The sequence below is a fragment of the Mesorhizobium silamurunense genome (assembly GCF_014843905.1).
Taxonomy (GTDB): Bacteria; Pseudomonadota; Alphaproteobacteria; order Rhizobiales; family Rhizobiaceae; genus Mesorhizobium; species Mesorhizobium silamurunense.
Genome location: NZ_LPVS01000031.1, coordinates 1 through 25,795, shown reverse-complemented (window position 1 = coordinate 25,795; position 25,795 = coordinate 1). Strand labels below are relative to the sequence as shown.

The following is a 25,795-nucleotide window of genomic DNA, read 5'->3' as shown; positions in this document are numbered from 1 at the left end:
CCGCGAAAGGGAATCCCAAGCCGGACTCTTATGTCAGGCGAGAACCACTAGGTAAAGAGAATATAGCCTGATCCCACCCTCCGGAAGGGTTTGATTTAGCATTACTGCTCGGCCTGCTCAGGAAGCATTCTTATCCGCAAACCTTTTTTGCGTCGGAAGCTCGGCAAGAATGTCAGAAGACCGACCATAAGGGGATGAGGGGCCAAGCCGTCGGTATGGAGAACCGGTGCAGCGCAGACAGTACGCCAAATCGGCACGCATTTTGCTCTGATAATTCTGCCACCGGCGGACACAATGGCAGATCTTTGATCGGCCCGCAGGGAGCGATTTGTGACGAAGCGCTTCTTGCGGCAGCCATGACACGCGGCCGGATAGAGTCAGTGGAGGTGAGACCCGCATGGTTCCGAGCGTGTACGTGCGATTCCGGGGCGCGATGCGTCGAGCTGCGGAAGCGATGTCCTCGTGGTGGTAAGCGCAAGCAAAGATCGGCGTGGCTTCACCACCCTACCAGCGCACGCACAGCAGGATCCCCGATCGGTCGAACCGCGGCCTTTGTACATCATGAGCTCCTCAGAAGCTGAAGAGCGCTCAAGCCTCGATCTTCTTGCCGAATAGTTGGCGACAGAACCCGAGATCGACACCCGCGAAACACAAAGGAGAATTATCTGATGCGGCGACTGTTTTTGACATATGCGGCGCTTTGTGGGCTGACGGCGGGCGCGACCGCTGCCAACGTGCCGGTGATCGCCGATCCGGCATTGGTAGCCGGGGCAGCGGCCCCAGTCTTTTCTTTCGAGGGTGGGCTACGCTATTGGTACAGTACCGGCGAAGCATCGAAGGACCTTTACAATCGCAGCGGCACGCGGCTGGTCTCGCGGCTTACCTACGACCGTCTCGATGCGCATTCGGGCGAAGTCTTCTTCAATGCGACCCACAACCCGACTGGCATTTTCGTCAAGGGCCTCCTCAGCGCGGGCGGGATCACCGAGGGTTCTCTCGTCGACGAGGATTGGCCGAATAGGGCCCCTTATTCGAACACGATGTCCGATCAGCGCGGCGGCGACATCACCTATTTCACCACCGATCTGGGATACTCTTTCTGGAACACGCCGGGCTACCGCATCGGTGCTTTTGTCGGCTACAATTTCTGGAACGAGCGCTACCACGCTTTCGGTTGCGTGCAGCAGGCGACCAACACGCGATTTTGCTCGCGAGCCATCCCGAACAATGTCGGCCTCATCAGCCAGGACAACGATTGGCATTCCCTGCGGCTCGGCCTGGCCGGGCAGACGCAACTTACCGAACGACTCAGCCTTTCTGGCGACGTTGCGTTCCTGTTCACGCGGCTCGACGGCGAAGATCGGCACCATCTGCGCCCAAAGATCAACCCGCTACCTGAAGACGGCGACGGGCATGGGGTCCAACTCGAGGCGGTGTTGAAATACAAGGTCACGGATTTGTTCAACATCGGCGTCGGCGCCCGCTACTGGAGGGTGGCAACCGAGGGCACCGCGCATTTCGAGGAGACACCGGGCCATGGTTCCCCGCAGGTCGAGGACTGGGAGGCAGAGCGCTACGGCGTGTTCGTGCAGGCGAGCATCAAGTTCAACTGAGAAAGCAATTGTCCGCCGCCAGGACCCGAAGAGCAAATTGGAAGTGCCGGCGATTGGTCTCCGGCGGGTGACGGGTTACAGGTGATCCAGATTTGACGCCCTCCTTCCTGGAAATGGTCTGTTAACCAGCATTCCCTGAGACTAGAACAAAAAGTGACTCGACGAGTGGGTCAAAAAACGGCTATTGTTCTCTCTTTGTTCCGGTGCGAACCTGAGCAAGGAAAGCTGTTGAAAACAAGTGGGATGGATAGGCAAATCAGCCGCCCTAGCTCACCTTGGGTTCAAAAGTCCAATGCAACCTAACGAGGAGGTCAATCGATGAAAGTTCGGGTTAGGCAGATAGGGCCAGCGACACACCCTAGCGAGGTTGTGGTTTCTGTGGACACAACTTCCGGCGCCGAACATTTGGTTGTGAATCAGCGTTCACTTACGGATGATAAATTAGAGATTGGCTATCCTATCAATAGCCGTGATTCGGACCTGCTTGTTGAGCTTCCACGAGAGACTATTAATGGCTCATGGAGAGTATGGGTGCCGCAAGCTTTGGTAGAATAGACATGGAGGGGCGGGATGATACTCACAGATAGGGAAATACAAATCGCCTTGCAAAACGAGGCGATCACGCGGGATGATACTCACAGATAGGGAAATACAAATCGCCTTGCAAAACGAGGCGATCATTATCGACCCGCCCCCCGACATTTCCTTCTATAGCTCAACCAGTCTCGATCTAACACTTGACCGGCGGCTGACTCTATTCAAAGACCAAAAGGCAGGCATCAGCCTCTGCATCGATCCTTCGCAGAAGGGATACAATCACGAAGAGGTAATGGCAGAAATCACTACGCCACTGGATATCGATGGCGAACAGGGATTCGATTTTCCGCCCCACCATATGATCCTAGCTTGGACACGCGAATATGTGGAACTGAAATTCCAGTCTAGGATTGCGGCAAGGGTAGAAGGGAAAAGCTCCCTCGCCCGACTTGGGATTGGCATTCATCTCACAGCGCCAACCATCCATGCGGGATTCGCTGGCAACATTCGTCTTGAGATGGTCAACCACAATAAGGTCCCAGTTAAGCTCAGGGCCGGAATGAAAATCTGCCAGCTCATTTTCGAGCAAACTCTTGGTACCCCAGTTCGCGGATATGAAGGCCGCTTTGCTGGTCAAACGACGACCAAGAAAGGCTAATACCCCTAATTCGATTGCTAGTGGCCCGCCCTGACGCGGACCGTTTGCATTTTGTCTGTGAAAACCGGGTATGGCAACTTTCCTTCTGCTTGAAGTCCTCGCGCAACGCCTTATCGCTCGCAAGGTTATCCTCCGTCACATGCGGCCCTCTTCGCCGACAATCCGGACGCTTGTCTCGTCGCGAGATACATCCAGCCAATACGTCAAAATTGTGTGTGCACGGGTTTCGGAGCCGCCCGCCGGCACCCCTTGCGCAGCGATCTTGCGATGGCGGTCTTCAGAGATCGCTCGCGCGATTGCCGCATCTGCGAACCGCGCAAGCAGACGCTTCAGATGCCGCCCATGCAAAGGTATTTCATTTCGAGGTAATCCTCGAGGCCATGGCGGGAACCCTCCCGCCCGATACCGGACTGTTTTATCCCGCCGAAGGGTGCCGCTTCCGAGGACATGCGTCCGGTGTTGATGCCAATCATGCCATATTCCAAGGCCTCGGCCACACGCCAGACACGCTTCAGGTTTGACGCATAAAAATAGGCAGCGAGGCCATAAATCGTGTCATTGGCCTCACGCACGACCTGATCCGCATCTTCGAAACGAATGATCGGGGCCAAGGGCCCAAATGTCTCCTCTTGCGCCACTGTCATTTCGCTGGAGACCTCGGTGATGACCGTCGGTTGGAAAAAAGTGCCTTGCTTGCCGATGCGTTTGGCCCCACATCGAATTGTGCCGCCTTTGGAGACGGCATCGGCGATATGGGATTCGATCTTGGCCAGAGCATGCCTGTCGATCAAGGGTCCGATGTCCGCTCCGGGAGCGAAGCCGTCACCAACCGATAGGTTGCGGACTTTCTCCACGAATTTCTCGACGAACTCATCGTGAACGCTCGACTGGACGTAAATGCGGTTTGCCGACACGCAGGTCTGGCCGGCATTGCGGAACTTCGCCTGGATCGCACCGTCAACCGCAGCATCGATATCGGCATCGTCGAAGGCGATAAAAGGTGCATTGCCACCCAGCTCGAGGCTGACCTTCGTGATCTGGTCCGAGCACTGGCGCATCAGCAGCCGGCCAACCTCGGTCGAGCCGGTGAAGCTGATCTTGCGGACCTTGGGATTGGTGCAGAGTTCGCGACCGACCGCATCGCCTTCGGACGCATAGATCAGGTTGACGACGCCTTCGGGAAAGCCCGCCTGATGCGCAAGGGCGAACATTGCGCCAGCCACAAGCGGCGTCTGTTCAGCGGGCTTGAGGAGGATCGTGCAGCCCGCCGCTAAGGCCGGCGAGATTTTGCGCGCCACCATCGAGGCTGGGAAATTCCACGGCGTGATCGTCCCGACGACGCCGATCGGTTGCTTGATCACCAGCATCCGACGGTCCGTTGATGGTGCGGAGATCGTTTCACCATAGATGCGATTGGCCTCTTCGGCGTACCATTGTAGATACGCCGCCGCGTGCGCTATCTCCGACCTGGCTTCCGCAAGCGGCTTGCCCATCTCCGCGGTGAGAATCGCGGCGAGATCGTTGGCGTGGTCGATGATCAACTGATGCCATCGCCACAGAACATCGCTGCGCGCACGTGCAGTCAACGCGGCCCATCCAGGCTGCGCCGCATAGGCCCTGTCGATCGCAGCGCGCGTCTCCTCCACGCCCATGTCAGGAAGCTCTGCCAGCACTTCGCCCGTCGACGGGTTGAGGACCTCGAACGTCCGCTCGCTGAGCCGCGTGCCAAGCGCCGGCAGGCGATCAATGGGTCCAAACAGGTCCGGGGATCTCAGGTGTCGGATCATCGGGAGGCACAGGGGCAATAGCGGGCTCCTCCCCAACGCAGCGGGTATATTGTCAGCAGTGTGCTTGTGTATTCCGCGACGTCCGGGTTCCTTATAGGGCCTCGGCCAGACAGCTGGTAGGCCACCGTCCCCAAACTGGAATGGGAGGCCACTTGAATTCTCAAGAAGACGGCTCGCGGTTCTTATTAGCCGAAAATCATCGACACGAACCGGCAGACCGCATGGGGGGCCATGGCACTCGGCCTAAGGCCAACACCCGGCTTCGCATGAGGTAGGCACCCCGTCGATACCCGAAAATTCTGACCCGCCAACCTCATAAGAAAAACCCCGCCGAAAATCGACGGGGTTTGTCAGTGTTCTGGGGTAAAAGGCCTGTTTGCGCACCAACCGCACCTCTCCCCGTGAAAAAGCCTCACAAGGAGAGAAGGGAGATGAATCGGGTCCTGTACTCACCCTTTGCCCGCGAGCGGCGGGCCGATCACCATAATGGAGGGATCGGCGGAAAGCAGCTTCTTCGCCGCTGCCTTGACCTCTTCGAGCGTCACCTGATCGATGAGGGCGGCGCGGCGCTCGATGTGGTCGATGCCGAGATTGTCGAGCTGCAGCTCGACCAGCGTGGAGGCAATCGAGCTGGAGGAATCCAGATTGTTGATCGCATAGGCGCCGATCAGATGTTTCTTGCTCGCCTCGAGTTCGGCCTCCGTAGGCCCCTGCTGTGCCATCTGCTTCACTACCTGATGCACGATGCTCAGTGTCTCGACGACGCGGTCCGAGCGTGTCGCCGTCGTAACCAGCAGTTCATGAGAATGCTCGTAACCGGTCAGATAAGAGCCGACGCCATAGGCAAGGCCGCGCTTTTCCCGCACCTCCTCCCACAGGCGCGACGTGAAGGGCGAGCCGCCCAGGATATCGTTCATCAGCAGCGCGGCGAAGAAATCCGGCTCGCTGCGTCCGACGCCAGGAAAAGCCAATTGCAGCGAGGTCTGCGGAAGCTCGTAGTTCACCTCCACCTGCTGTCCGAGTTTTGCGGCGACATCGGCAACGGGGGAGAGCGTCTGCTTCTCGTGCAAATCGCCGAACAGCTGGTCGAGCTTTTCACTCAGCCTCGTCGCGTCAATGTCGCCGACCACGGCCACATGGAGCCCGTCGCGAGCGAAAATGGCCTTGTGGAAGGCGCCGAGATCGGCCGGCGTGATGCCGGCGAGGCTCACTTTGGTACCTTCGTCCGGCCTCGAATAGGGATGCGTACCATAGATCGCGCGCAGCCATTTGCGCTGAGCGATCGCCTCGGGGTCGCGCTCATTGGCAATGATGCCGGAGAGGAGCTGGGCACGGATGCGGTCGACCGGCTCCTGGTCGAAGCGCGGCCTGTTGATCGCGAGCCTGAGCAGATCGAAAGCGGCGTCCTGTTGGTCCGAAAGCATGCGCATCGAGCCATGGATGCCGTCGCGTTGCGCGTCGAAGCTCATCTCGGCGCCGGCATCGTCGAGCTTCACTTGAAAGGCCTCGCTGTCGAGATCGCCGGCACCCTCGTCGAACAGGGCGGTCATCAGATGAATGAGCCCCTCCTTACCGACCGGGTCCTGCGTCGTGCCGCCGTCGAAAACGAAGCGGATGGTGATGATCGGCACCGTATGGTCCTCCACCAGCCAGGCGTTGATGCCCTTTTGCGATTTCACCTCTTGGATGTTCATCGCCGCATGGGCCCTGAGCGCCGGCAGGATGAGGAAGAGGATGGCGAGGAGGAGGATGGCCAGCGGGGTGGCGAGTCGCGCGACGCTGCCTTCTGCCGCTGAAAGCGGAAAAGGCAGGGCTTGTGCAAAGGCGGCACGGTGTTGGTTCATCGTCACATCAATTCTCCGTCTTGGGCAAGAGATAGCCGGCAGTCGAATGGTCGGACACGAGATAGCGGGCGGCAACCGCTTTGATCTGATCGGGGGTGACCTTGCGGATGCGGTCCGGCCATTCCTCGACATCTTTTACGGTGCCGCCGATGGCAAGCGTCGAGCCATACATGTTGGCGAGATAGTCCTGTTCGTCTTGGGCGAAGATCAACGTGCGGACATAGCGGTCTTTGGCGTTGTCCAGCTCCTCGCTGGTGACACCATCCTTGGCGATGCGGGCGACTTCGGCATCGGCCGCGGCTTTTAGGTCGGCAAGGCTTGCACCGCCGCGCGGCGAGCCGTGGACGGTGAACTGGGCGTCATCCAGCATGTCGCCCTGAAACGAGGCGCTGGCCTCGGTGGCTATTCCCTGTTTCACCACCAACTGCTGATAGAGCCGGCTGCGGTTGCCGCCGCCGAGGATCTCGGCCAGCAGGTCGAGCGCCTCGGCCTCGCCATGCTCGGCCGTCCGATAAGACGGCACCACCCAACGCGTCGAAAAGCTCGGCACCGACACGCGCGCGTCACTGAGCGTCACCGTGCGCTTAGTGTTCTGCTCCGGCTCGACGGGGCGGATGCGCGGCGGCAGGTCCGGGCCACGCGCGACCTTGCCATAGGTCTTTTCGGCCAGCGCCTTGACCGTCTCCGGCTCGACGTCGCCGGCCACCACCAGCACGGCGTTGTTGGGCGTGTAATACTTGTCGTAGAAGGCCTTGGCGTCGGTGCGGTTCAGCTGCTCCATCTCCTGCATCCAGCCGATCACCGGGATGCGATACGGCTGGTTCTGCCAGAGCGTGGCGTCGACCTCCTCGTCAAGCACGGCTTCAGGATTGTTGTCGATGCGCGAGCGGCGCTCCTCGAGGATCACGTCGCGTTCGGTGGTGATGACGTCGTCGTTGAGGATGAGGTTGCGCATGCGGTCTGCCTCGAAGCCCATCATCTCGCCGAGCGCCGACGGCGCCACCGTTTCGTGGAAGGCGGTGTAGTCATAGGAGGTGAAGGCGTTGTTGGAACCGCCGATGGCCGACACGGCGCGGTCGAACTCGCCGGCGGCGTGGTTGGTCGTCGCCTTGAACATCAGATGCTCGAAGAAATGCGCGATGCCGGATTTCCCGATTGGTTCATCGGCGCTGCCGGCCTTGTACCACACCATATGGGTAACGATCGGCGCACGGTGATCGGGAATGACGACCACCTCCATGCCGTTGTCGAGCAGAAAATCTGTCACCTTGCCGTCATCTTTATCGGCCAGAACCGGAGCGGTTGCCGAGAGAACCAACGCGGTCGCAATGAATGCCCTGCGCAGCCAGTGAGACCGAAGTTCGATCGATGGCTCCCGTTGTGGTGGCGGGTCGACAGGCAAGGTTTGAGGCCAAGTGATTTGTTCCTCATTTTGAAGGGGCTTCGTCCCCGTCTCCTCTTGCGCGAGAAGGTGGATCGTCGCGCAATGCCGAGCCGGATGAGCAACCGTCTTCGTGTTGCCAGGCCTGGCTCGAGCATCATCTTCGGATTGGTCTGGGAGGCCCGCGGCAGTATTTTTTGGTGAGATGATCATGAGTTCTCCTTGGTCAGTGACGCGTTTGCGGATGACCGCGCATGTACCGTGCCAAATCAGAAAACCGTTGGTGGCAGCGTCATAAATCGGGCTCTGCTGTGTTGCGTATCCGACATTGTCGGACATCGGAGACCCCCGAACGCGAAGCGTTTGCGCCGATATCTTGCTCGTGCGGAACACAAGCGGGTGCCGCGGAGGGGGATTAGGAAGCTTCTCGAATTGGCCGCGGCACTAAGAGGGTTGGATGAAAACGATGATGGTCGCCGCAGAACGCTGTCGTCGACAGGCGGGCCAGGGTCGACGCTGAACGAGCAGAGAGTAACGAGCCTGGCTGGTACGGAAGGGAGCTGGCCGCCAGGCTATTCGCAGTGGAGGTCGCGGAGAGGCGAGGGGAGCTTGGCGGGCCGACGTCGAGGAGGCGCGCAACGGCACCTGGCTAGATGTGACATCGCGGGGGTCTGGCCTCGGCAGCGTGGTTGATCAGTTGCCAGAGTTGTCCAAAGTTATCGAAGATCGCGAGGCAATCTGTGTACACCTCCCGACCAGATCGCGCGCTGCTAGACTAGACGCTGGGCCGTGCACCCAAGCCGACAAAGAGCGCGTAGCCGTTTTGAAAAACCAACAAAACAAGGCAGCGACGGGAGGTTCACTTGGCGGCGTGCCTTCTTCAATTTCCAGAGCGAACCATGAAACCACAATCGCCATCCTCAGGACGCTGAGACATTGCGGCCAATTGATCCTACATCGGCGGATGCGAGGACGAAGCGGACTTGCCCAACGCCCTTTGCTCATCCCGCCGGGCGACCGCAGGCTGCAGCTGGTCGAGATTTGGTAAAAGGCGATAGACGGCCGGACGGCGATTGGTGGGGCGGCATGAGCAGCGCGCTCAATGTTTTACGCTTCGCCTCCAAAATCTAAATTCGCTGACAGAATCAAAGGCGATCCGAACCTTTGGCCGAGAGCGGGTTCGTATGGCACCGTCACAGCCGCATTGTGCGGCTGTAAAAGAACCCAGCCATCGTGCAACGCCTGCCTCAGCAAGGCTGGCTGATTTTTCGGCTGCGTCCCGCAAGAGCCGGAAGCACGCGGCACGTCCCGGATGGGCTGACCCGCTCGACAAGAGTGGGCGAGAACATGGCTTGACAGGAGAATCGGTCAACAGGTTGCTACAAGCCGTCGCGAATTCCTGAAACCAGGCTGTCTGCAAAGACAAGGGCGGGGTTGCTCCCGCCCTTTGATATTCCGCGCAGATCATGCCGATGGCAGCAGCGCGCTCCAGAACGAATCTCGGTTGCCGAAATTAAGCCGCGACCTTCTTGCGGGTCCGCTTCGCCGGCGCCGGCGTTTCCGGCTCCTTCGGTTTGCGGCCGAGCCCCATTGTCTTGGCCAAGGCCGAGCGCGCCGCGGCGTAACTCGGCGCGACCATGGGATAATCCGCCGGCAGGCCCCATTTGGTGCGATATTCATCCGGCGTCAGCCCATAGTGGGTCGACAGATGGCGCTTTAGCGACTTGAATTTCTTCCCGTCCTCAAGGGAGACGATGTAGTCCGGCGTCACCGACTTCCTGATTGGGACAGCAGGCTTCAGGACCATCGGCTCTTCTGCGGAGATGCTTCCGGCCGTGCCTTTCAGAGCCGCATGCACTTGGCCGATCAGAGCAGGGAGGTCCCCCACCGGAACGGGATTGTTGGAGACATAGGCTGAGACGACATCTGCGGTGAGTTCGATGAGGGTGTCGATGTTTTTGTCGGCTTCTTCTGTCATGAAAATCTCCGGGCGGCATGAAACGTAGTCGGCGAAGCGTCGCTTCATAGTGGCGGTTGCCGCTGAAAGCAACAAGTGTCTCGAACAGGATTATTGCGATGCTTGTCCAGCATCGAGGTCTATAGCGCCGCATCCCACCGTCGTGCACGTTGACCCGCTCGGTGCTGGGTCGGAGTTTGCTTTGATTCTCGATCCCCTCCGTTTGAATTTTGCAAAATGAAAAAGCCGAAGGTGTTTCGCGCCGCTGAAGGCTTCGTATGTCATCGGATACACGGCTTAAGCCATTCATGGTCTCCATGATGCTTTCTGCCTTGGCATTTGTCGTGGGGATTCGCCACGCCCCAGGGAACCAACCAGGCCGCCAGCGCGAGCAAATTGCGATGGCGCCCGGCCACGGGTTGGGATCCACGGTCGGACGATCGACACAGCCTTGGTGGCGGCTTCCGCCACTCAATGGCAGGCCGATCGAAGTCTGGCCGTCAGGTCCGGTCCTCTCCCGCCGTTGATCTAGCGCAGGGCGTTCACGAACCGCATACCCCACAATGGCTTCCGTGCACAACGCTCGGAGATCATTTATGAAAATGCTATTCACTACGATGGCTGTCGCCTTGCCGGCCGTCACTGCTTTTGCTGCGGAACCGATTTCCGCCGACCTCAGAGAAACGGCACTGGGCACTTTCAAGGCTTTGCCATCCACGACGCCGGCAGTCGCCAACAACCCGATCACACCGGAAAAGATCGCCCTCGGCAAGGCACTGTTCTTCGATCCGCGCGTCTCGGCGTCAGGCGTTTTGTCGTGCAACTCGTGCCACAACTTGGCCACCGGGGGCGACGACAATCTTGAAACCTCGATCGGCCATGGTTGGCAGAAGGGACCCCGCAACGCGCCGACGGTACTGAACGCTGTCTTCAACATCGCGCAGTTCTGGGATGGTCGCGCCGAAGACCTGAAGGCTCAGGCCAAGGGACCGATCCAAGCCGGTATCGAAATGGCCCACACACCAGATCAAGTGATCGCGACGCTCAAGTCGATGCCGCAATATGTCGATTGGTTCAATGCAGCTTTCACAGGTGAGGCCGATCGCGTCACCTTCGACAACTTGGCCAAGGCAGTTGAAGCCTTTGAGGCGACATTGGTCACGCCGGCCCCCTTCGACGCCTTCCTCAATGGCGATGACGCCGCCATGACTTCCGAACAGAAACAGGGCCTGGCGCTTTTCATTGAGAAAGGGTGCTCGTCCTGCCATGCCGGTGTCAACGTTGGTGGGCAGGACTTTTACCAATTCGGCCTTATGGAAAAGCCCAGCGCCGAGGTCCTGCCGGAAAAAGATAAGGGCCGCTTTGCCGTCACCAACACAGCTGACGATTCCCATGTTTTCCGCGCGGCACCGCTGCGCAACGTAGCACTCACAGCGCCATACTTTCATCCGGGTAAGGTTTGGGATCTAAAACAGGCCGTCGCCATCATGGGGACTACGCAGCTCGGCGAACAATTGAAGGAAGAAGAAGTCGACCTGCTCGTTGCCTTCCTTAACTCGCTGACCGGAAAGGTACCCGAGGTCGTCTTGCCCATCTTACCCGCCGAAACGGCGACAACGCCTCGACCTGCATCGCAGATCTTAGGGAAATAAATGGCCGGAGCTGGCTACGGAAAGTCGCAATCATTCTTGATTGCGACCATTACTGGGACGAGACGATCGCGACCTCTTTGAGAAGGCAATGCCTGGCATGATCCCAAAGCGCAGACAATGCTTCCGTTGCCAGCTCGTTGCGATGGCATCATCCTAGGCATCTGGCGCGAGTCAGACCAAAGGGGTTCGAAAAGTTGGAGGATTGGCGCAGATACTACAACGAGGAGCGCCCATATGGGGCGATAGGGCACAAGGCCCCGATCGCCGGTCTCAGTCTGTGCCAAAGTCAACGGCGTTTCACCGCCCAGTTCCGCTAATTCCCTGCACAGCCACCGGTTCGCTTTGCCAGAAGCTCTCTTGACTAATTGGCGGCGATGTACAGGGATTTCCCGAGAGCTTGGTTTCACACTGTGCAAAGGCCCGCTACGGCTGAGGGAGGGGAGGGGCGCTTGGACGAGCACGATCCGAAGGAAGAGCTGATCGAGACGATTTTCCGCAACGGCACAATCACCGTCGTGGGCATCCTGCTTGCCTTTTCGCTCGGCTTCGTCACGCATTGGGCGGCGAACCCCGTGCCATGGCGGCTCTACGATCTGTTCGCCGTTGTGCCGATCCTGGTCGGCATCGCGTTGCAGATGCGGGCGCTGTCCCTGCTGCTCGACATGAGTTCGCTGCGCCGACCCATTTACGAACGCGCCAACCGCATCTTCATGGCCGGCCTTATCCTGACCGCGTGCGGCGTCGGGCTGGCCATCCTGCTCGATGTCTTCGAGATGTCGGCGACGGGCACGCTGCCCGGCTCTTAACGGCCTGTCACTGCGCTTTGGCGCTGCCGCCCATCGCTGTCAGTCGATTATTGCATACGCCGCAGGTCCGCAATTTGGCAGTGTCGCACCATTTGGCGCCTTTACCGCTGCCTTGGTTTCGCCGGACGCCGGCACCACTGATCGTAGGCGCGCAGCGGCACATCGCAATAGACCGGCAGTGGCGAGGCGAGGCCGAAGGGGCAAACGCCTGGCCGGTCGAACGCATCAATGCGATTTGCGGTTGTCGATGCACGCGCCAAGCCGCCAACGCCGACGGCGATGCCGATGCGACTAGACTTAGATTAGCGGATGTTAAATTTAGAGCGTTTCGGCTTGCCGGAAATTGGGGTCTCGGTGGCATAGCCCCCGCATGGTTTTGGGGTGTTGGCAGGAAGACCGATGCGCGGGCGTGGATGGATCAAAGCGTTGCGTCAGGACGAGGCTCGGCAGGTGCGTGCGCGCATAGCCTGCACAACGGGAAGTAGGCTACTAGTCCTTTGAATGTCCGGAATGGATCAGCCCCGCCTGCTCAGCCTCTTCGCGCAAATTCTGCCTCGGCCTTGGGCCGATTTGCTGGATGACCAGCCCGGCCGCCAGCGAGCCGAGATCGCCGCACTGCTTCAGGCTGCGGCCTTGCGTGTAGCCATGCAGGAAACCGGCGGCGTAGAGGTCACCGGCGCCTGTCGTGTCGACCAGGTCCGTGATCGTTGTCGCCTCGATGATAACGGTCTCGTCGCCGCGCACGATGACCGAGCCCTTTTCCGAGCGGGTCACGGCCGCGATCCGGCAATCCTTGCGGATCTGCGCCAGCGCCTCGTCGAACGACGATGTCTGGTAGAGCGACTTGATCTCGTGGCTGTTGGCGAAGACGATATTGACGGTGCCCGAGCGCATCAGGTCGAGGAATTCGTCGCGGTAGCGGTCGACGCAGAACGAATCCGACAGCGTCATCGACACTTCGCGCCCGGCGGCATGCGCCAGCTTCGCGGTCTGCCGGATCGCCTCCTTGGCGCGCGGCGGATCCCACAGATAGCCCTCGAAATAGGTGACCTTGGCGCCGGCCGCCTTGTCGGCCTCGACGTCTTCCGGCCCGAGCTCGACGCAGGCGCCGAGATAGGTGTTCATCGAGCGCTCGCCGTCCGGCGTGACGAAGATCATCGAGCGCGCGGTCGGCGGCTCGCCCTTGAGCGGCCTCGTATCGAAGGCGACGCCCTGGGCCTGGATGTCGTGGGTGTAGATTTCGCCGAGCGCGTCGTTCGACACCTTGCCAAAGAAGGCGGCGCGGCCGCCGAAGCTCGCCACGCCCGCGGCCGTGTTGCCGGCGCTGCCGCCAGACGCCTCGATCGCCGGGCCCATGCGGCTGTAGAGCAGCTCGGCACGCCTGGTGTCGATGAGGTTCATCGCGCCCTTGATGATGCCGTTGGTCTCGAGGAAAGCCTCGTCGCACTGCGCGATGATGTCGACAATGGCATTGCCGATGCAAAGCACGTCATATTCCGGCATCAAAGTCTCCGTTCAACGGTCCGCTGGCCTTCTGCCATGCCGGCCGGGCAGGAGTCTGGGGAGTTGGAATGGACTTTCCGCATAGCGATCGATCCGGCGTCGGCCCTCGCGCGGCGGCGAGCCCTGCCTCGCGCCGCAAGTCGTCGGCTCTGTCCGTCCTCTCCCAGGTGAACTCAGGTTCTTCGCGGCCGAAGTGCCCGTACGTGGCGGTCTTGCGGTAAATCGGACGCAAGAGATCAAGCATCTTGATAATGCCCTTAGGTCTGAGATCGAACAGCTCAAGAATGAGCCGCTCGATTCTTTCTTCCACGATCTTCGCGGTCCCGAAAGTGCTGACCAGGACAGAAACCGGAGCGGCCACACCGATCGCGTAGGCAAGCTGAACCTCGCAGACCTCCGCAAGTCCGCTAGCCACGATATTCTTCGCGACATACCGGGCCGCATAGGCAGCCGAGCGGTCAACCTTGGATGGGTCCTTCCCCGAAAAGGCGCCGCCGCCGTGACGCCCCATCCCACCGTAGGAATCGACGATAATCTTGCGTCCAGTGAGGCCGCAGTCGCCGCGCGGCCCACCGACTACGAACCGCCCCGTTGGATTGACCAAGAACCTGGTCCCCGTCGTGTCCAAGTGGGGCGGCAAGACCGGCTTGATGATCTCCTCGATGACGCCTTCCCGGACTGTTTCTTGTGTGACCTCCTCCGCATGTTGCGTCGACAGGACTACGGTATCCACCGCCACCGGGCGCAAACCTTCATAGCGGATGGACACTTGAGATTTTACGTCCGGACGCAGCCAGCTCAGCTGTGCCGCTTTGCGGACCTCTGCCTGTCTTTTCGTCAGACCGTGGGCGAGTTGGATCGGCAAGGGCATCAGTGTATCGGTCTCGCTGCATGCGAACCCGAACATGAGGCCCTGATCCCCCGCTCCCTGCTCGAGATCCTGCCCTCGTCCCTCGTCAACGCCCTGGCTAATGTCGGGCGACTGCTCGGTGAGAGCCAAAACGACGGCGCAACGCCGACCATCAAAGCCGATCGCATCGTCATCGTATCCAATATCGACAATCGTATCGCGGGCTACTTGGCTGTAATCGATCTGCGCATCGCTGGTGATCTCGCCAGCCAGAACGACCATCCCTGTCTTCACCAACGCTTCGCACGCGACGCGTGCCTTCGGATCGGTGCGGAGGATCGCATCGAGGATGGCATCCGAGATGTTGTCTGCCATCTTATCCGGGTGTCCCGCGCCGACGGATTCGGAAGAAAACACGAACTGCCTAGTCATGGAATGGCCCTCGCTTCGGGTTGCTGGAGTTGGATGGGCATTTTGATTAGCCCGGCTTCCTGTTGGTGATGCCAGGGACCTCGAACGCAGCGCAGAAGTCGGCAACGTCTCTTCGCACGCAGGCATGGACATCCGGATCATCGGGCTGTCGGCAGACCAAGTCTACGAAAGTGGCGATCTGCACCATTTCCGCCTCGCACATGCCCACGGACGTCACCGCTGGTGTCCCCAAGCGGATGCCGCTTGTGAGCGCCGGATGCCGCTGGTCGCCCGGCACCATATTAAAGTTCGTAATGATGCCTGCTTCCGATAATCGTTCGGCATAGGCTTTGCCTGACAGTGGTCGATCGCGCAGATCAAGGATCAGCATGTGATTGTCGGTGCCCCCGGTGACCAGGTCATAGCCTCGCTCCAGAAGCGCCTGGGCCAGCGCCTTGGCATTCTTGACGACCTGCTGACCGTAAGTCCGGAAGGACGGGCTCGCGGCTTCCTGCAAAGCGACAGCTAGCGCGGCGATGATATTCATATGCGGTCCGCCCTGCAGGAGAGGGAACACCGCACGGTCTATACGTTTGGCGAGATTGTGTTTGCTCTTCGAATGATACAGCGCTTGATAGCGGTCATCATTCCTTGATAAAATGAAGCCACCGCGGGGACCGCGGATTGACTTGTGAGACGTGCTGCTGACGACGTCGCAATGGCGCACCGGATTCGGATGCGCTCCTGCCACAATCAGGCCGCTGATGTGCGCAATGTCGGCCACAAGATAGGAGTTCACCTCCGAAGCGATTTCCGCCATTGCCGCATAGTCAAAAACACGCGGATAAGCAGTTCCGCCGACCCAAATGAGCTTCGGCCGTTCCCGCTTGGCCGTCTCGCGCAAGCGGTGATAGTCAATCTGCTGCGTCTGTTCGTGCAGCCCATAGGGGACGCGTTTATAATCAGTGCCGGAGAAGTTGACGGCCCATCCATGGGTGAGATGACCCCCACCGGGGAGGGGCAAGCCCATTACTTTGTCTCCCGGGCTCAAAAGTGCGCGATAGACAGCCTGATTGGCCGGCGAGCCGGAATAAGGCTGGACGTTGGCGTGTTCGCTGCCAAATAGTGTTTTCAAGCGCTCAATGGCGAGGTTCTCAAGCTCATCGACGATCTCGTTTCCCGCGTAGTAGCGCGCACCGGGGTATCCCTCGGCGTACTTGTTTGTGAAAATCGAGCCGGTCGCTTCCAGCACGGCCGAAGAGGCGAAGTTCTCAGAGGCTATGAGTTTGAGCGTCGTCCGCTCCTGCCGCTCCTGTCTTAGAAGCAGTTCGTGAACGCGGTAATCGACTGCGGCCAAGGCAGACCGTCCGAGGGTGTCGGGCTGCGCGGTCGCGCCGACGGCGGAGTTGTCCATGGCAGTTAGGCTCCCATTGGATTGATCTATTTCACGATCAAGCAGGCGGTCCCCTTCGACCGCGCGTTGTGCATTGCTTCGAGGCGTTGCAGGTCTCGTTTATGAAAGCCATCGTGGTGTGGCAGGAGATCGATCAACAATTGAACCAGCCCACCGTCCTTGCCTCCTGCTTTGAGATGGTACGAGGCCCACGGACGTTGTTCGTTGCAGCAAAGAAAGTCGGCTCTGACGAGCAGCCGTACGTGTCGCACAACGTGCTCGCGACGCAGACCCAGGATCTCCGCTAGCTGGCAGACAGTTAGGTCCGCATGCGCGCAAAGGCCCAGGATTCGAAGGCGATCAAGATGCGCCGCCGTCCGTAGGCGACTGACCAGTGTCATCATTGGCCAGCCTCAAGCCACATAGAAAGACTGGGCACTTGTCCTACTGACTTTGCCATTTGGCGTTCTCCGTAGATACTACAGCTTTCGCCCGAATTATGTTTTTGCTTTCAAGCGAACAGATACTCACATTGGTCGCGAGGGTACATGTTTGTTTTGTAAGCATGAATTGTTTCGAGCCGACGATTGCGGTGTTCGAAGAACCAATATGAGCTCTATTCTTGCCATTTCCTTCAAACCAGAGATTGCATGCTGTTCTTTGGTCGCGGCACCACGCGTCTTGACCCGCTAACCTCAGATGTTGCGATAAGCGTACCATTCACAGCGGTTTGGAGTTGCTAAGAGTCTATGAATTTCTTTGAAGGATCTGTTGCAACGCAGGCTCTTCTTCACTGATGTCATCACGCCCGCACGGCCAGCGAGCCGCCGATCGCGATCGCGTTCGCCTTCCGCTGCCTTCATCGGCCGAACCATGTCGGCGGGGAACGAACCCTCCGTAAATAGCTTGTCGCGGAAACAGGTTCATAGCCGCGCGATGCCGCTCATGGCCGCCTGGCTCAATTTGATGCTGCGTGCTTGGTATCCATAGTGTGGATGGGCTGCATCAAAAAAATCGATTTGGCGGATCTTTCGAAATGCACCATTCCTTTTTTTCATTCTGATTAGACAGCATGAGGACCGGAACGATGTCTTACGAAGCGATCTTTAGCCTTGGATCGGACTGCACTCCTGCCAACCAAATTAGACGATATTTCAAAAGGCGCCCGAGTAGCTGTTTTGATTGGCTTGTGACGCCTGTAGCCTCCATCGAACGAATATTGGCGGACGATGGATCACAATTTGGGCTTCGTGTATCAGCGTGCTTCAATGGTACAACTGCTCTTTGCGAGAATTACGGTATTATCTACCATCATGAGTTTGATAGAAAAACGTCCAACGCAGTGATTTTTACGCCGGAGTCTTTACGGTCTTGTCGCGATAAGCTGATTTACAAATACAACAAGATGCTTGATATCGCTCGGACGCGCAAAACGTTGTTTGTGCGCTATGTCTCTGGAACGGATGCTCCAGGTGATCGGCAGCGTGGGCAGCCGTTTGGAACAGAGGGTCTCCAGGAGATGATCACTCTACTTGAGAAAAAGTTGGGACACTCAAGCTTCCATCTGGCATTTTTTCGCGCCATCGGAAACCCATACGATGATTCGGAATTCACAAGGCCGCTCCCAGAGCGCTGCAGTGTCCATCAGGAGAACCATGTTCCTGATCAACTTGGCGATGATGAGGCGTGGAACGAGTTCTTCTCAACAATGGGACTTTCGCCAGACCGTCCACCGCTGCTGTAATCTTCAAGATCGTGCTGCAAGGCCAGTCAGAGCAGCACAGGAGGTAAATTCATGGAAAGCGAGCTGTCTGTCGCACTATATGCCGAGATCTGACAAATTCGAGTTCTTCATGATATCTCGCAACACCGCTCAAACGGATCCGGCAATAAGTCCGCTCAATCGGACGCCGAGATTCAGCTGCTCATTCAAAGGCTAGAATGAGCTTTGGAAACGGAGGATGCCGCCGACGCTGTTCTTTTTGTCGGCGTCAGTCCAGTTTGCGTTGGAAGGGCCGACCATGCCGACGCCGAAGTTGCCATAGTGGTCATAGTCGGCTTCGACTATAACCGTGAAACCTGGGACGACCGTATAGGCGACGTTTGCAGCCAGACCATAATTCTTGAGCTGATCACCCGAGACCTGGAGGTTAAACGAAGTTGTCTCGTTGAACTTGTAAGTAGCTCCGATCCATAACGCCCAGTTGCCGCCCCAAATTTTGTAGAAGCCGCGACCATGAGCGTCGATTGCGTTAGTGGCGTCATCGTTTAGCTTGCCGTTGGAGCCGTAGCCGAACATCCCGAATAGCGACAGTTCGTTGGTGACATCGAAGTCGACGCGGACCTTGCCGGCCACCGATTCATAGTTGCTATCATAAGCGACAACACCGGTGATCGCGCCCCAGCCTTGCGTGTATTTCACGCCGCCCACGACGTGCGGAACATAGCTGTTGATAGTGCCGACCACGCCCGAGCCCTCTTCGAGTGAAGCCAAAGCCGAAAAGCCGTTACCGGCGTCAAAGTAGTACTGAACCACATTGGTATCGAAGTCGCCGTACGGAACAGCCATCTGATTGAGGACGTTGCCAGGGTAGCCAATAAACGTGTCGAAGGCCGACCAGTCCTTACCAACTCGGAGGCCACCAAGCTGAAGCCAGGCGAAAGTCAACTTGATGCCACTGTTGAAGGCATAGTTCTGAGGACTGTCCAGACCCGAGTAAGCGTTGCGGTTACCGAAGTTCATGCCGGTTTCGGTATAGGTTTTCAAAGTGCCGAGTTCGGTCTCCTGGCCTGTCCAAGTTTTGAAGGTAAAGCGTGTGTTGTTTCGCCATGTACCTTGATCCATGCCATTCCTCGCATCCGAGGTTCTGGCGCGGTCATACGATCCCGTGTCGCCAGCGCCGATGTCATAACGGACATAGCCGCCGATGCGCAGGCAGGTCTCGGTGCCGGGGATGTAGAAGTAGCCGGCGCCGTAGACGTCGCAGATCTTGACATATTCGGTCGGTTCCGGGTCGGCGACCGTCACCGCGTCGGCGGCGCGAGCACCGGAGACTGCGATCAGGGCCGCAGCTGAGCCGAGAAGAATGCTCGTGATGTTCATTCTTGATCTCCGTTCAAAGATTAAAAAGGGAGGGAAGGACGTCAAAGAACGAAAATTGTTCAAGAACAAAGTTGACGAAGCTAACGTAAGATTTTTGACATCTGTCCTATTTGTGTCTGAACGAAGATTGGTTTCTGCAGTACTGGGCATTCGTACGGTTAGGTGAGTTGTAGAATTCATACATGACCTGGAGCACTAGAGAGCCGATCTGAGTTAGGCTCAAAAAGGCGCAACATGACTGCAGCTCTTATGCCTCGGCTCGCTGCGCCTAGACGCAGCTCTTCAGCTAAAGTCTTCGGTTGCCTCGGGGGAATTCAGCACTGAGCCAATCGCTATGGTCATCTCCGCTAGTTCTGGGTAGACCGTCACAACGGCTTCCAAAGTTGACTGTGCAAATGACGTGCCATCCCAAGACGTAGCTGCGCGCTGACCCCCAAGTTGGCCGGCGCACTTTGGTCGCGCTTCATTCTTTTTGGCTTTGAGGGTCAAGCTGAACACGAAAAGCAAACGTTTAGGATGTGGTTCGTCTGTTCGATACGCGACAATTTCGTTCAATGGCGACAGCTTTTGTTTGCTAAGAAACCTCGAGATTGAGACATCTTGCGGCGGCACCGTCTCGGTACGTCAGGCGAGATGCCCCACTGACGCCGACATAATAGTCACGAGCGAGGTCGGGCATGCGGCTCTTGGAGCTTGGCCCAGGCCGTAAGCGTCATCGTTAGGGCGGAGGGCCACGCCTCGGTCGTGGCGAAGCTGGTCGTGATCCCGGGCGCCAGCTTGCCAATCAGATCCGGACAAAGTGATTTTCGCAAGGCTGAGAAGATCGACACGGGCAAACCGAAGCGAGGACGCCTCGGAGAGGTTGACGTGGCCGATCTGGGAAGTATCCCGTGTCCGGAGGGGAAGCCCGTGCTACGTATTTTCCGAAGTTGTAGCTGGCTGTCGTCGCGGTTTTTCCGGCCTATCGGCAGTAGGCGGACCTTCCTTTCTGGCCCTAACAAACTCTTGGTCGCCCGGATGGCAAGGGTGGAAAGGATGCGGTGCTGAAGCGACCGATGGATCCCCGGAGCCTTCTGGCTTTGGCGAAGGCCGGACGGACCTCTCGGTCGTCCGGCCTTCGCCTGGGATCACTTCGCCTTCGTCACCTGGCTGAACAGGTCTGGGAATACGGTCTTGGCCTTGCCGATATGCTTGACGGCCTGCGCCGCGTCGAGGTTCACGGGCTTGCCGACGACGATCAGCGCCACCATGCCCATGCCGTAATGCGGATTGCATTTCACGCCGTAGACGCCCTCTTGCGTCAGCGTGACGGTGGTCGTTTCACCTGATTTGCCCTTGAACTCTTGGGCGCCGTCAGGGATCATTCCCTTGATGGTTTCGACATCATGGGTCTTGTCGCCAGGCACAAACTTGATCGTGTCGCCCGGTGCCGCCTTGATGAAATTGGGCTGGAAGGCCATGTAACCCTCGTCTCCCTTTGTCAGCAACTGGACAATGTGTTCCTCGGCATTTGCGGCGCCGGCAAGAGCGAGCAGGGCGGCGGCGGCGGCGGTAATCAGGCGAAGTTTCATGGGAAAGTCCTTTCTTGAGTGCGTCACGGCTTCAACCGTTGCAATTTTCTGGCCCACGGCGCGGGCTAGCGATTTGCGCTGGCGCAACTGGTGCGCGAAATATAGCTGGACCGCCTGGCGCCGCTGTGGAGTCATGAGGAGCTGAGTTTGCCGCTTGACCGCTCGGTTATCGCGCGACTGTCGCTGTTCGGGGGCCTGAACTCCGCGGAACTCGACAGCGTTCTCAAGGACCCCCGGTCCGTACGGTTTGCGAAGGAGTCGCCGATCTTCGAGCGGGAGTCCGAGGCGCGCTAATTCTATGTGCTGCTTGCAGGGCATGTCGTGCTGAGCATGTGTCCAGCGAGCTCCGACTGCGTCAGCAAATTGCAGCCCATTCTGTCACATTCCATCGGACAAAGGAGGGGTATGAAAGAGGCCGCGCTTAAGATCGGAAGAGTGGAGACACAATGAAAATCGCAGCACTCGCAGCGGCGGTGATGGTCGCCACGACCTCGGCCCAACCTAAGCTATCCCAGGAAGGATTTCTGTCAGGCAATCAGATCGATTGGGTTCGCTATGCCGCTCGCCACCCTGGTTTCCTCAGCAGGTGGTCGCCCGAACCGCTTCAAAAGGTCTTTCGCTATTTGACGTGGTACCGCTTGCGAAAACAGATACCCCTGACCGAGTTGGCACCCGATCTCTGCAAGTAAAACGGCCTGGGCTTCGTTCTCGATGCCTTCGGCGATGACCTGGATGTCGAGCTTGCGAGCGATGCCAACCAAGCCCTCGACGATGGCCAGGCTCGGATCTCCCTGGACAAGGCGATCAATGAAGGATTTGTCGATCTTGACGATATCGACCGGCACCGTCAGCAAATGCGTGAGCGAAGCGAAGCCGGTCCCGAAATCATCGAGTGCGATACGCAGGCCATGGGCTCGCAACGCCTTGATCTCCCGAGCGACGACCGGATCGCGCTGGCCGAGATAGACCGACTCCGTTACCTCCAAAATGATATGCTTCAACGGAACGTTCTCGCGGCCGAAGGCGGCTTCGAGACGCGCGTAAAGCGTGCCGCTATGAAAATCGGCTGAGGTAATGTTGATGCCGACATGCTGCAACGGAATACCCTGATCCAGCCACGAGCGCGCGTCCGCTGCGACGATCGCCATCATGCGTTCCGTCAGATGCGAGGCGACGCTGACATCGGAGGTCGCCTGATGAAAAGCAGCGGCGGAAACGACCTCGCCATCCGGCTTGCGAAGGCGGCAAAGCGCCTCCATGCCCACAATCGCGCGGGTATCAAGACGCAGGATCGGTTGATAGAACGCGTCGACCCGCCCTTCCAGTAACGCCGCGTCCACATCGCGGATAACCTCGATTCGGGTCTTGATTGCGCTGCCGATTCCCGGCGAGTACAGCACGAAGCCGCCCCGCGAAGTTTCCTTGGCGTGGTAGAGCGCGAAATCGGCGTTTTGGCGCACGCTTTTCGCATCGACGTCCCCCGCCGACAGCACTGCGCCGCCGATGGTAGCCTGTGCCAGGATCATGTGCCCGTCGCAGTCGGCGGGCACAGCCAGAGTGTCGAGAATATGACGCGCCGTGCTCTCGATGTCGGCGGGCGCTCCGGCTCGCTGCAGGATCACAGCGAACTCGTCGCCGCCCATGCGGAACACACGGTCAGGCGCCACGCTTTCGGCGAGACGCGACGCTACCACCTGAAGCAAAGCATCGCCGGCCGCATGGCCGAAAGTGTCGTTGATGGTCTTCAGGTTGTCGAGGTCGATGATCAGGACCGCCCAGGCGCTAGGTTGGCCAAAGGACAGCCGCTCCAGGGCGACGTCCAAACTCGCCCGGTTCGGCAGGTTGGTGAGGGCATCGACATAGGCGCCGCGCTCGCCCTCGATGACCCGCTGGTGACGCTCAAGCGCGATGGCGCACAGGGAGGTGCACGAGGCGACGACCTCCTCCTCGCGCGGGGTGGGGCCGCGCTTCTCCGTAAAGTACAGGGCAAAGGTGCCGAGCACAGCGCCCGCGGCGTCGCAGATCGGGCTCGACCAGCAGGCCTTCAGGCCCAGCGCCAGGACTGGCTCCTTGAAGCTGACCCAGCGCGGGTCGGTCGCGATGTCCTTCGCAGCCACGGCCATTCCGAGATAGGCCGCACTGCCGCAGGAGCCCACAAGCGGGCCGATCATCAGGCCGTCGAGAAGAGCCATATATTCATTCGGGAAGCTGGAACCTGGGAGGGGATGCAACAAGCCATTACCGTCAACGCGCAGAACGGAACACCAGACGCCCGGCAACAGTTTCTCGATCTGGCGGCAAAGACGGTCCGTCGTCGCTTCGAGCGTTTCGCCCCTGGCGATCATTTCGAGAATATTGTTCTGGAGATGCAGCACGTTAACCCGCCAATACGTGTGCATAAGTACCTGTAGCATTCCTGGTGAAATCACCCTGATGAGGCGCAGTGCACAAGATGACGATGTCAGGTAATCCTTTATAAGTGTTATCTTTCGCCACTGACAAACCGGGGCCAGGACTCATTAATCAGAGCCAGAAGATAACGGCTGCTGCGATGCAGATGGAAGGCGGATGCCGGTCCACGGATTTTCGGCAAGTGCAAAGGCGAAGCTGTCGGTTCGAGGCTCCCCTCAGACGCAATGCGGCAAGCCGGACTTGTCGCGGTTTCAATAAGCATGCTGAACGCAGGCAATTTATTGCGTGTCCATGTTCCGCTGATCCCTAAGATGGGGCGAACCATCAGGGAACGCCGTGATACCTCTTGAGCTCAAGGTCACTGCCGCGTCACGGCCGGACCGATGGCGGCGCTCAAGGCGAAGCAGAAAAATCCCGCTCTGAATGTCGTCCTGCTCGAAAAGGCCAATGTGAAAGAGTTCCGGAGCTATCTGCATGGGCATGGACGGGCTGAACAACGCCGTCGTCCCAGGATATGCGACGCCCGAGCAATACACCAAGGACATCACGATCGCCAATGACGGCATTGTCGATCAGGCGCCGGTCTTCAAATATGCCTCGCGCTGCTATGACAAGCTGCCGATGCCGAATGGCGATACCGTCAAGAAGGCGCTCTACCGTCAGATCAGGCGCAAAAGGATATTGGTCTCCAACCGCTTCATGGTAACGCGCCTGTTGACTGCCAACGACGGCAGGATCGCGGGCGCCACAACGCACGGCTGAATTCCTCGTGCTGCGTGCCAAGACCGTGATCCTCTGCATGGGCGCGGCGGGCCGGCTCGGATTGCCGCATGCCGGCTATCTCTTCGGAACCTATGAGAATCCGACCAATCCGGTGACGGTTATGCCATGGCCTATCATGCGGGTGCCGCGCTCGCGAATCTCGAATGCTATCAGATCAATCCGCTGATCAAGGACTATAACGGCCCGGCTTGCGCTTACGTGGCCGGTCCGTTCGGAGCCTATAGCGCCAACAGTGAAGGCAATCGCTTCATCGAAGCGACTACTGGTCTGGACAGATGATGCAGGAATTCTACAACGAACTACAGTCGGGCAAGGGGTACGCCGCGGCGACATGGCGAGCGTGCCACACAACTATATGCTCGGCGCCTTCACCAATGGGGCCGTCGCCGGCGAGCACGCTGCCGAAGTCGCGCTGGAAACCAATCTTCCGGATTTCGACAGCGAGTTCGTCAAGGCGGAGCGCAAGCGCGTGTTGGCACCGACGCGGCGTGAAGACGGCATCCCGCCCAACCAGCTGGAATACAAGACCAGGTGGCTGGTCAACGACGGCCAGGATGCAGATCGGCCAGGCGCGGCTCGCGGAGATCAGGGATGATCTCGAAACCGCCCTTGTCGCGCGCGACGCACATGAGCTGATGTGTTCGCTCGAAGTGTCGTCCATTCTCGACTGCGCCGACAGGGCGGCGCATGCCTCGCGAGTTCTCGGCACGATTGTTAAGTTCCCCTGTGCGAGCGATGCTCGACTTGCGGCACCACCTAGGAGCGCGATTTGTCGATGATCATGCCCCTTGAGGGCGCAGCCCTGCCTTCAGCAACCGGTCAGTAGGCGCTTGGGAGCCTTAGCATTGCGGCGGACCTGGACGATCTCGTTCAGCACATTCCCGTTCTGATAGACGGCGGTCCACTGCCAATGCCTATGGCCGGCAGTCGATACCACGAGCTCATCGAGATGCCAGATATCGCTACGCGAGGGCGTCTTACGAGCCAGCTGGCGAGCAAAGTCTGGTCCCGACGCCGTATCGTCTCGTGGGATATGGCAATGCCGCGCTCCAGCAGAATCTCTGCGACCAGGCGCAGACTGAAGCGAAAGCGATGGCAGAACCAAACGGCGTGCGAGATGGTCTCGGCGGGAAAGCGATGGCGCTTATGGCTGACCGGCCAAGTGTTCATACCCTCGCCATCCAGCCAAGACTGATCGGCGACATCGCCCGCGTGAGCATTCCCATTGGCAAAATACAAGGTTCGCGCCAAAGCGAATGATTTGACATAACGCAGAGACACAGGAGAGCGAAGCGGTAAGGATGATGGTTATCAGCATAGGAAGGAAACTGTTGCAGACCTCAATCCTGACAAAATATCGCGAGGCTCGCCTGCCTTGGTACACCATCTATCCGACTGTGCCGGAGTTCTCCGCAGCGATCGGTGCCCAGACTTATGAGAAATGGCTCGGGGACCTACCGGCTGACGAACCAGTGTCACTCTATCTCCACGTTCCGTTCTGCCGGTCGATGTGCCGGTATTGCGGCTTCCCTAC

Annotated in this window: 17 protein-coding genes and 4 pseudogenes; 10 read left to right on the top strand and 11 right to left on the bottom strand. The window is 58.8% G+C overall.

Features of this window, described 5'->3' with window-relative positions; genetic code table 11:
• Positions 1-668 precede the first annotated feature (668 nt).
• Entirely contained in the window at positions 669-1,613 is a 945-nt protein-coding gene (locus AU465_RS08020) for an omptin family outer membrane protease (RefSeq protein WP_192245630.1), read from the top strand.
• A 628-nt stretch (positions 1,614-2,241) separates the two neighbouring features.
• The gene (gene dcd / locus AU465_RS08015; RefSeq protein WP_125006167.1) at positions 2,242-2,808 is read left to right on the top strand and encodes a dCTP deaminase; all 567 of its coding nucleotides are present in this window, start codon (positions 2,242-2,244) and stop codon (positions 2,806-2,808) included.
• Positions 2,809-3,137: 329 nt separating this feature from the next.
• Here the strand turns inward: dcd and AU465_RS08010 are convergent, their stop codons facing one another.
• The 4 genes from AU465_RS08010 to AU465_RS07995 all read right to left on the bottom strand — a co-directional run bounded on the left by AU465_RS08010 (position 3,138) and on the right by AU465_RS07995 (position 9,798).
• Entirely contained in the window at positions 3,138-4,595 is a 1,458-nt protein-coding gene (locus AU465_RS08010) for an NAD-dependent succinate-semialdehyde dehydrogenase (protein ID WP_376774832.1), read from the bottom strand.
• A gap of 449 nt (positions 4,596-5,044) precedes the next feature.
• Positions 5,045-6,439, bottom strand: coding sequence for a M16 family metallopeptidase (locus AU465_RS08005; RefSeq protein ID WP_192245640.1), 1,395 nt, complete (start codon positions 6,437-6,439; stop codon positions 5,045-5,047).
• Positions 6,440-6,446: 7 nt separating this feature from the next.
• Positions 6,447-7,706, bottom strand: a complete 1,260-nt coding sequence (locus tag AU465_RS08000; protein WP_376774831.1) for a M16 family metallopeptidase — start codon at positions 7,704-7,706, stop codon at positions 6,447-6,449.
• 1,627 nt (positions 7,707-9,333) lie between these two features.
• Positions 9,334-9,798, bottom strand: a complete 465-nt coding sequence (locus tag AU465_RS07995; protein ID WP_192245626.1) for a Ros/MucR family transcriptional regulator — start codon at positions 9,796-9,798, stop codon at positions 9,334-9,336.
• A 575-nt stretch (positions 9,799-10,373) separates the two neighbouring features.
• Here AU465_RS07995 and AU465_RS07990 point away from each other — a divergent pair.
• From AU465_RS07990 to AU465_RS07980, 3 genes and pseudogenes are all read left to right on the top strand, one after another.
• Entirely contained in the window at positions 10,374-11,429 is a 1,056-nt protein-coding gene (locus tag AU465_RS07990; RefSeq protein ID WP_192245624.1) for a cytochrome-c peroxidase, read from the top strand.
• A 188-nt stretch (positions 11,430-11,617) separates the two neighbouring features.
• A pseudogene (locus AU465_RS38130) lies at positions 11,618-11,746 on the top strand (integrase core domain-containing protein); the annotation flags it as partial.
• A gap of 132 nt (positions 11,747-11,878) precedes the next feature.
• Positions 11,879-12,235 carry a hypothetical protein gene (locus AU465_RS07980; RefSeq protein WP_192245620.1) on the top strand — a complete coding sequence of 119 codons (357 nt, stop codon included), beginning with the start codon at positions 11,879-11,881 and terminating at the stop codon, positions 12,233-12,235.
• A gap of 489 nt (positions 12,236-12,724) precedes the next feature.
• Here AU465_RS07980 and AU465_RS07975 read toward each other — a convergent pair whose 3' ends face one another.
• From AU465_RS07975 to glyA, 3 genes are read right to left on the bottom strand one after another with little or no spacing between them, the layout of a single operon-like run.
• Positions 12,725-13,738 (bottom strand): adenosine kinase, encoded by a 1,014-nt coding sequence (locus AU465_RS07975; RefSeq protein ID WP_192245618.1) that lies wholly within the window; start codon positions 13,736-13,738, stop codon positions 12,725-12,727.
• Entirely contained in the window at positions 13,725-15,020 is a 1,296-nt protein-coding gene (gene metK / locus AU465_RS07970) for a methionine adenosyltransferase (protein ID WP_281396711.1), read from the bottom strand. Before metK ends, AU465_RS07975 begins: the two co-directional genes overlap by 14 nt.
• Positions 15,021-15,066: 46 nt before the next feature.
• Positions 15,067-16,413 (bottom strand): serine hydroxymethyltransferase, encoded by a 1,347-nt coding sequence (gene glyA / locus AU465_RS07965; protein ID WP_246505917.1) that lies wholly within the window; start codon positions 16,411-16,413, stop codon positions 15,067-15,069.
• 101 nt (positions 16,414-16,514) lie between these two features.
• Here glyA and AU465_RS07960 point away from each other — a divergent pair, with 101 nt between their 5' ends.
• Positions 16,515-16,700: a hypothetical protein gene (locus AU465_RS07960; protein WP_192245616.1), complete on the top strand. Its 186-nt coding sequence runs from the start codon at positions 16,515-16,517 to the stop codon at positions 16,698-16,700.
• 779 nt (positions 16,701-17,479) lie between these two features.
• Positions 17,480-18,136 carry a DUF1796 family putative cysteine peptidase gene (locus tag AU465_RS07955; RefSeq protein WP_192245614.1) on the top strand — a complete coding sequence of 219 codons (657 nt, stop codon included), beginning with the start codon at positions 17,480-17,482 and terminating at the stop codon, positions 18,134-18,136.
• A gap of 192 nt (positions 18,137-18,328) precedes the next feature.
• On the opposite strand, the gene AU465_RS07950 is transcribed toward AU465_RS07955, so the two are convergent.
• From AU465_RS07950 to AU465_RS07940, 3 genes are all read right to left on the bottom strand, one after another.
• A complete protein-coding gene (locus AU465_RS07950) occupies positions 18,329-19,495 on the bottom strand; it encodes a porin (protein WP_192245611.1) in 1,167 nt (388 codons plus the stop codon).
• Positions 19,496-20,622: 1,127 nt separating this feature from the next.
• A complete protein-coding gene (locus tag AU465_RS07945) occupies positions 20,623-21,066 on the bottom strand; it encodes a pseudoazurin (RefSeq protein ID WP_192245634.1) in 444 nt (147 codons plus the stop codon).
• 527 nt (positions 21,067-21,593) lie between these two features.
• Positions 21,594-23,465 carry a sensor domain-containing phosphodiesterase gene (locus tag AU465_RS07940; RefSeq protein WP_192245632.1) on the bottom strand — a complete coding sequence of 624 codons (1,872 nt, stop codon included), beginning with the start codon at positions 23,463-23,465 and terminating at the stop codon, positions 21,594-21,596.
• A 384-nt stretch (positions 23,466-23,849) separates the two neighbouring features.
• Between AU465_RS07940 and AU465_RS07935 the strand changes: the two are divergent.
• Positions 23,850-24,956: pseudogene (locus tag AU465_RS07935) on the top strand (FAD-binding protein); the annotation flags it as partial.
• Here the strand turns inward: AU465_RS07935 and AU465_RS37715 are convergent.
• Positions 24,957-25,431, bottom strand: a pseudogene (locus tag AU465_RS37715) (IS6 family transposase); the annotation flags it as partial. It abuts the pseudogene before it with no gap.
• On the opposite strand from AU465_RS37715, the gene AU465_RS07925 reads away from it, so the two are divergent.
• Together AU465_RS07925 and AU465_RS35925 are read left to right on the top strand one after the other, a co-directional pair.
• Complete coding sequence (locus AU465_RS07925) at positions 25,354-25,521, top strand: hypothetical protein (RefSeq protein WP_192245607.1); 168 nt, start codon at positions 25,354-25,356, stop codon at positions 25,519-25,521. The pseudogene AU465_RS37715 and the gene AU465_RS07925 overlap by 78 nt on opposite strands.
• Before the next feature lie 71 nt (positions 25,522-25,592).
• Positions 25,593-25,795, top strand: a pseudogene (locus AU465_RS35925) (coproporphyrinogen III oxidase); the annotation flags it as partial.

Bases quoted from the DNA above. Each gene is read 5' to 3' on its own strand.
- AU465_RS08020 (WP_192245630.1), top strand. From the start codon at position 669: ATGCGGCGACTGTTTTTGACATATGCGGCGCTTTGTGGGCTGACGGCG.
- dcd (WP_125006167.1), top strand. From the start codon at position 2,242: ATGATACTCACAGATAGGGAAATACAAATCGCCTTGCAAAACGAGGCG.
- AU465_RS08010 (WP_376774832.1), bottom strand. From the start codon at position 4,595: ATGATCCGACACCTGAGATCCCCGGACCTGTTTGGACCCATTGATCGC.
- AU465_RS08005 (WP_192245640.1), bottom strand. From the start codon at position 6,439: ATGAACCAACACCGTGCCGCCTTTGCACAAGCCCTGCCTTTTCCGCTT.
- AU465_RS07995 (WP_192245626.1), bottom strand. From the start codon at position 9,798: ATGACAGAAGAAGCCGACAAAAACATCGACACCCTCATCGAACTCACC.
- AU465_RS07990 (WP_192245624.1), top strand. From the start codon at position 10,374: ATGAAAATGCTATTCACTACGATGGCTGTCGCCTTGCCGGCCGTCACT.
- AU465_RS07975 (WP_192245618.1), bottom strand. From the start codon at position 13,738: ATGCCGGAATATGACGTGCTTTGCATCGGCAATGCCATTGTCGACATC.
- metK (WP_281396711.1), bottom strand. From the start codon at position 15,020: ATGACTAGGCAGTTCGTGTTTTCTTCCGAATCCGTCGGCGCGGGACAC.
- glyA (WP_246505917.1), bottom strand. From the start codon at position 16,413: ATGGACAACTCCGCCGTCGGCGCGACCGCGCAGCCCGACACCCTCGGA.
- AU465_RS07960 (WP_192245616.1), top strand. From the start codon at position 16,515: ATGAAAGCCATCGTGGTGTGGCAGGAGATCGATCAACAATTGAACCAG.
- AU465_RS07955 (WP_192245614.1), top strand. From the start codon at position 17,480: ATGTCTTACGAAGCGATCTTTAGCCTTGGATCGGACTGCACTCCTGCC.
- AU465_RS07950 (WP_192245611.1), bottom strand. From the start codon at position 19,495: ATGAACATCACGAGCATTCTTCTCGGCTCAGCTGCGGCCCTGATCGCA.
- AU465_RS07945 (WP_192245634.1), bottom strand. From the start codon at position 21,066: ATGAAACTTCGCCTGATTACCGCCGCCGCCGCCGCCCTGCTCGCTCTT.
- AU465_RS07940 (WP_192245632.1), bottom strand. From the start codon at position 23,465: ATGCACACGTATTGGCGGGTTAACGTGCTGCATCTCCAGAACAATATT.
- AU465_RS07925 (WP_192245607.1), top strand. From the start codon at position 25,354: ATGGCAGAACCAAACGGCGTGCGAGATGGTCTCGGCGGGAAAGCGATG.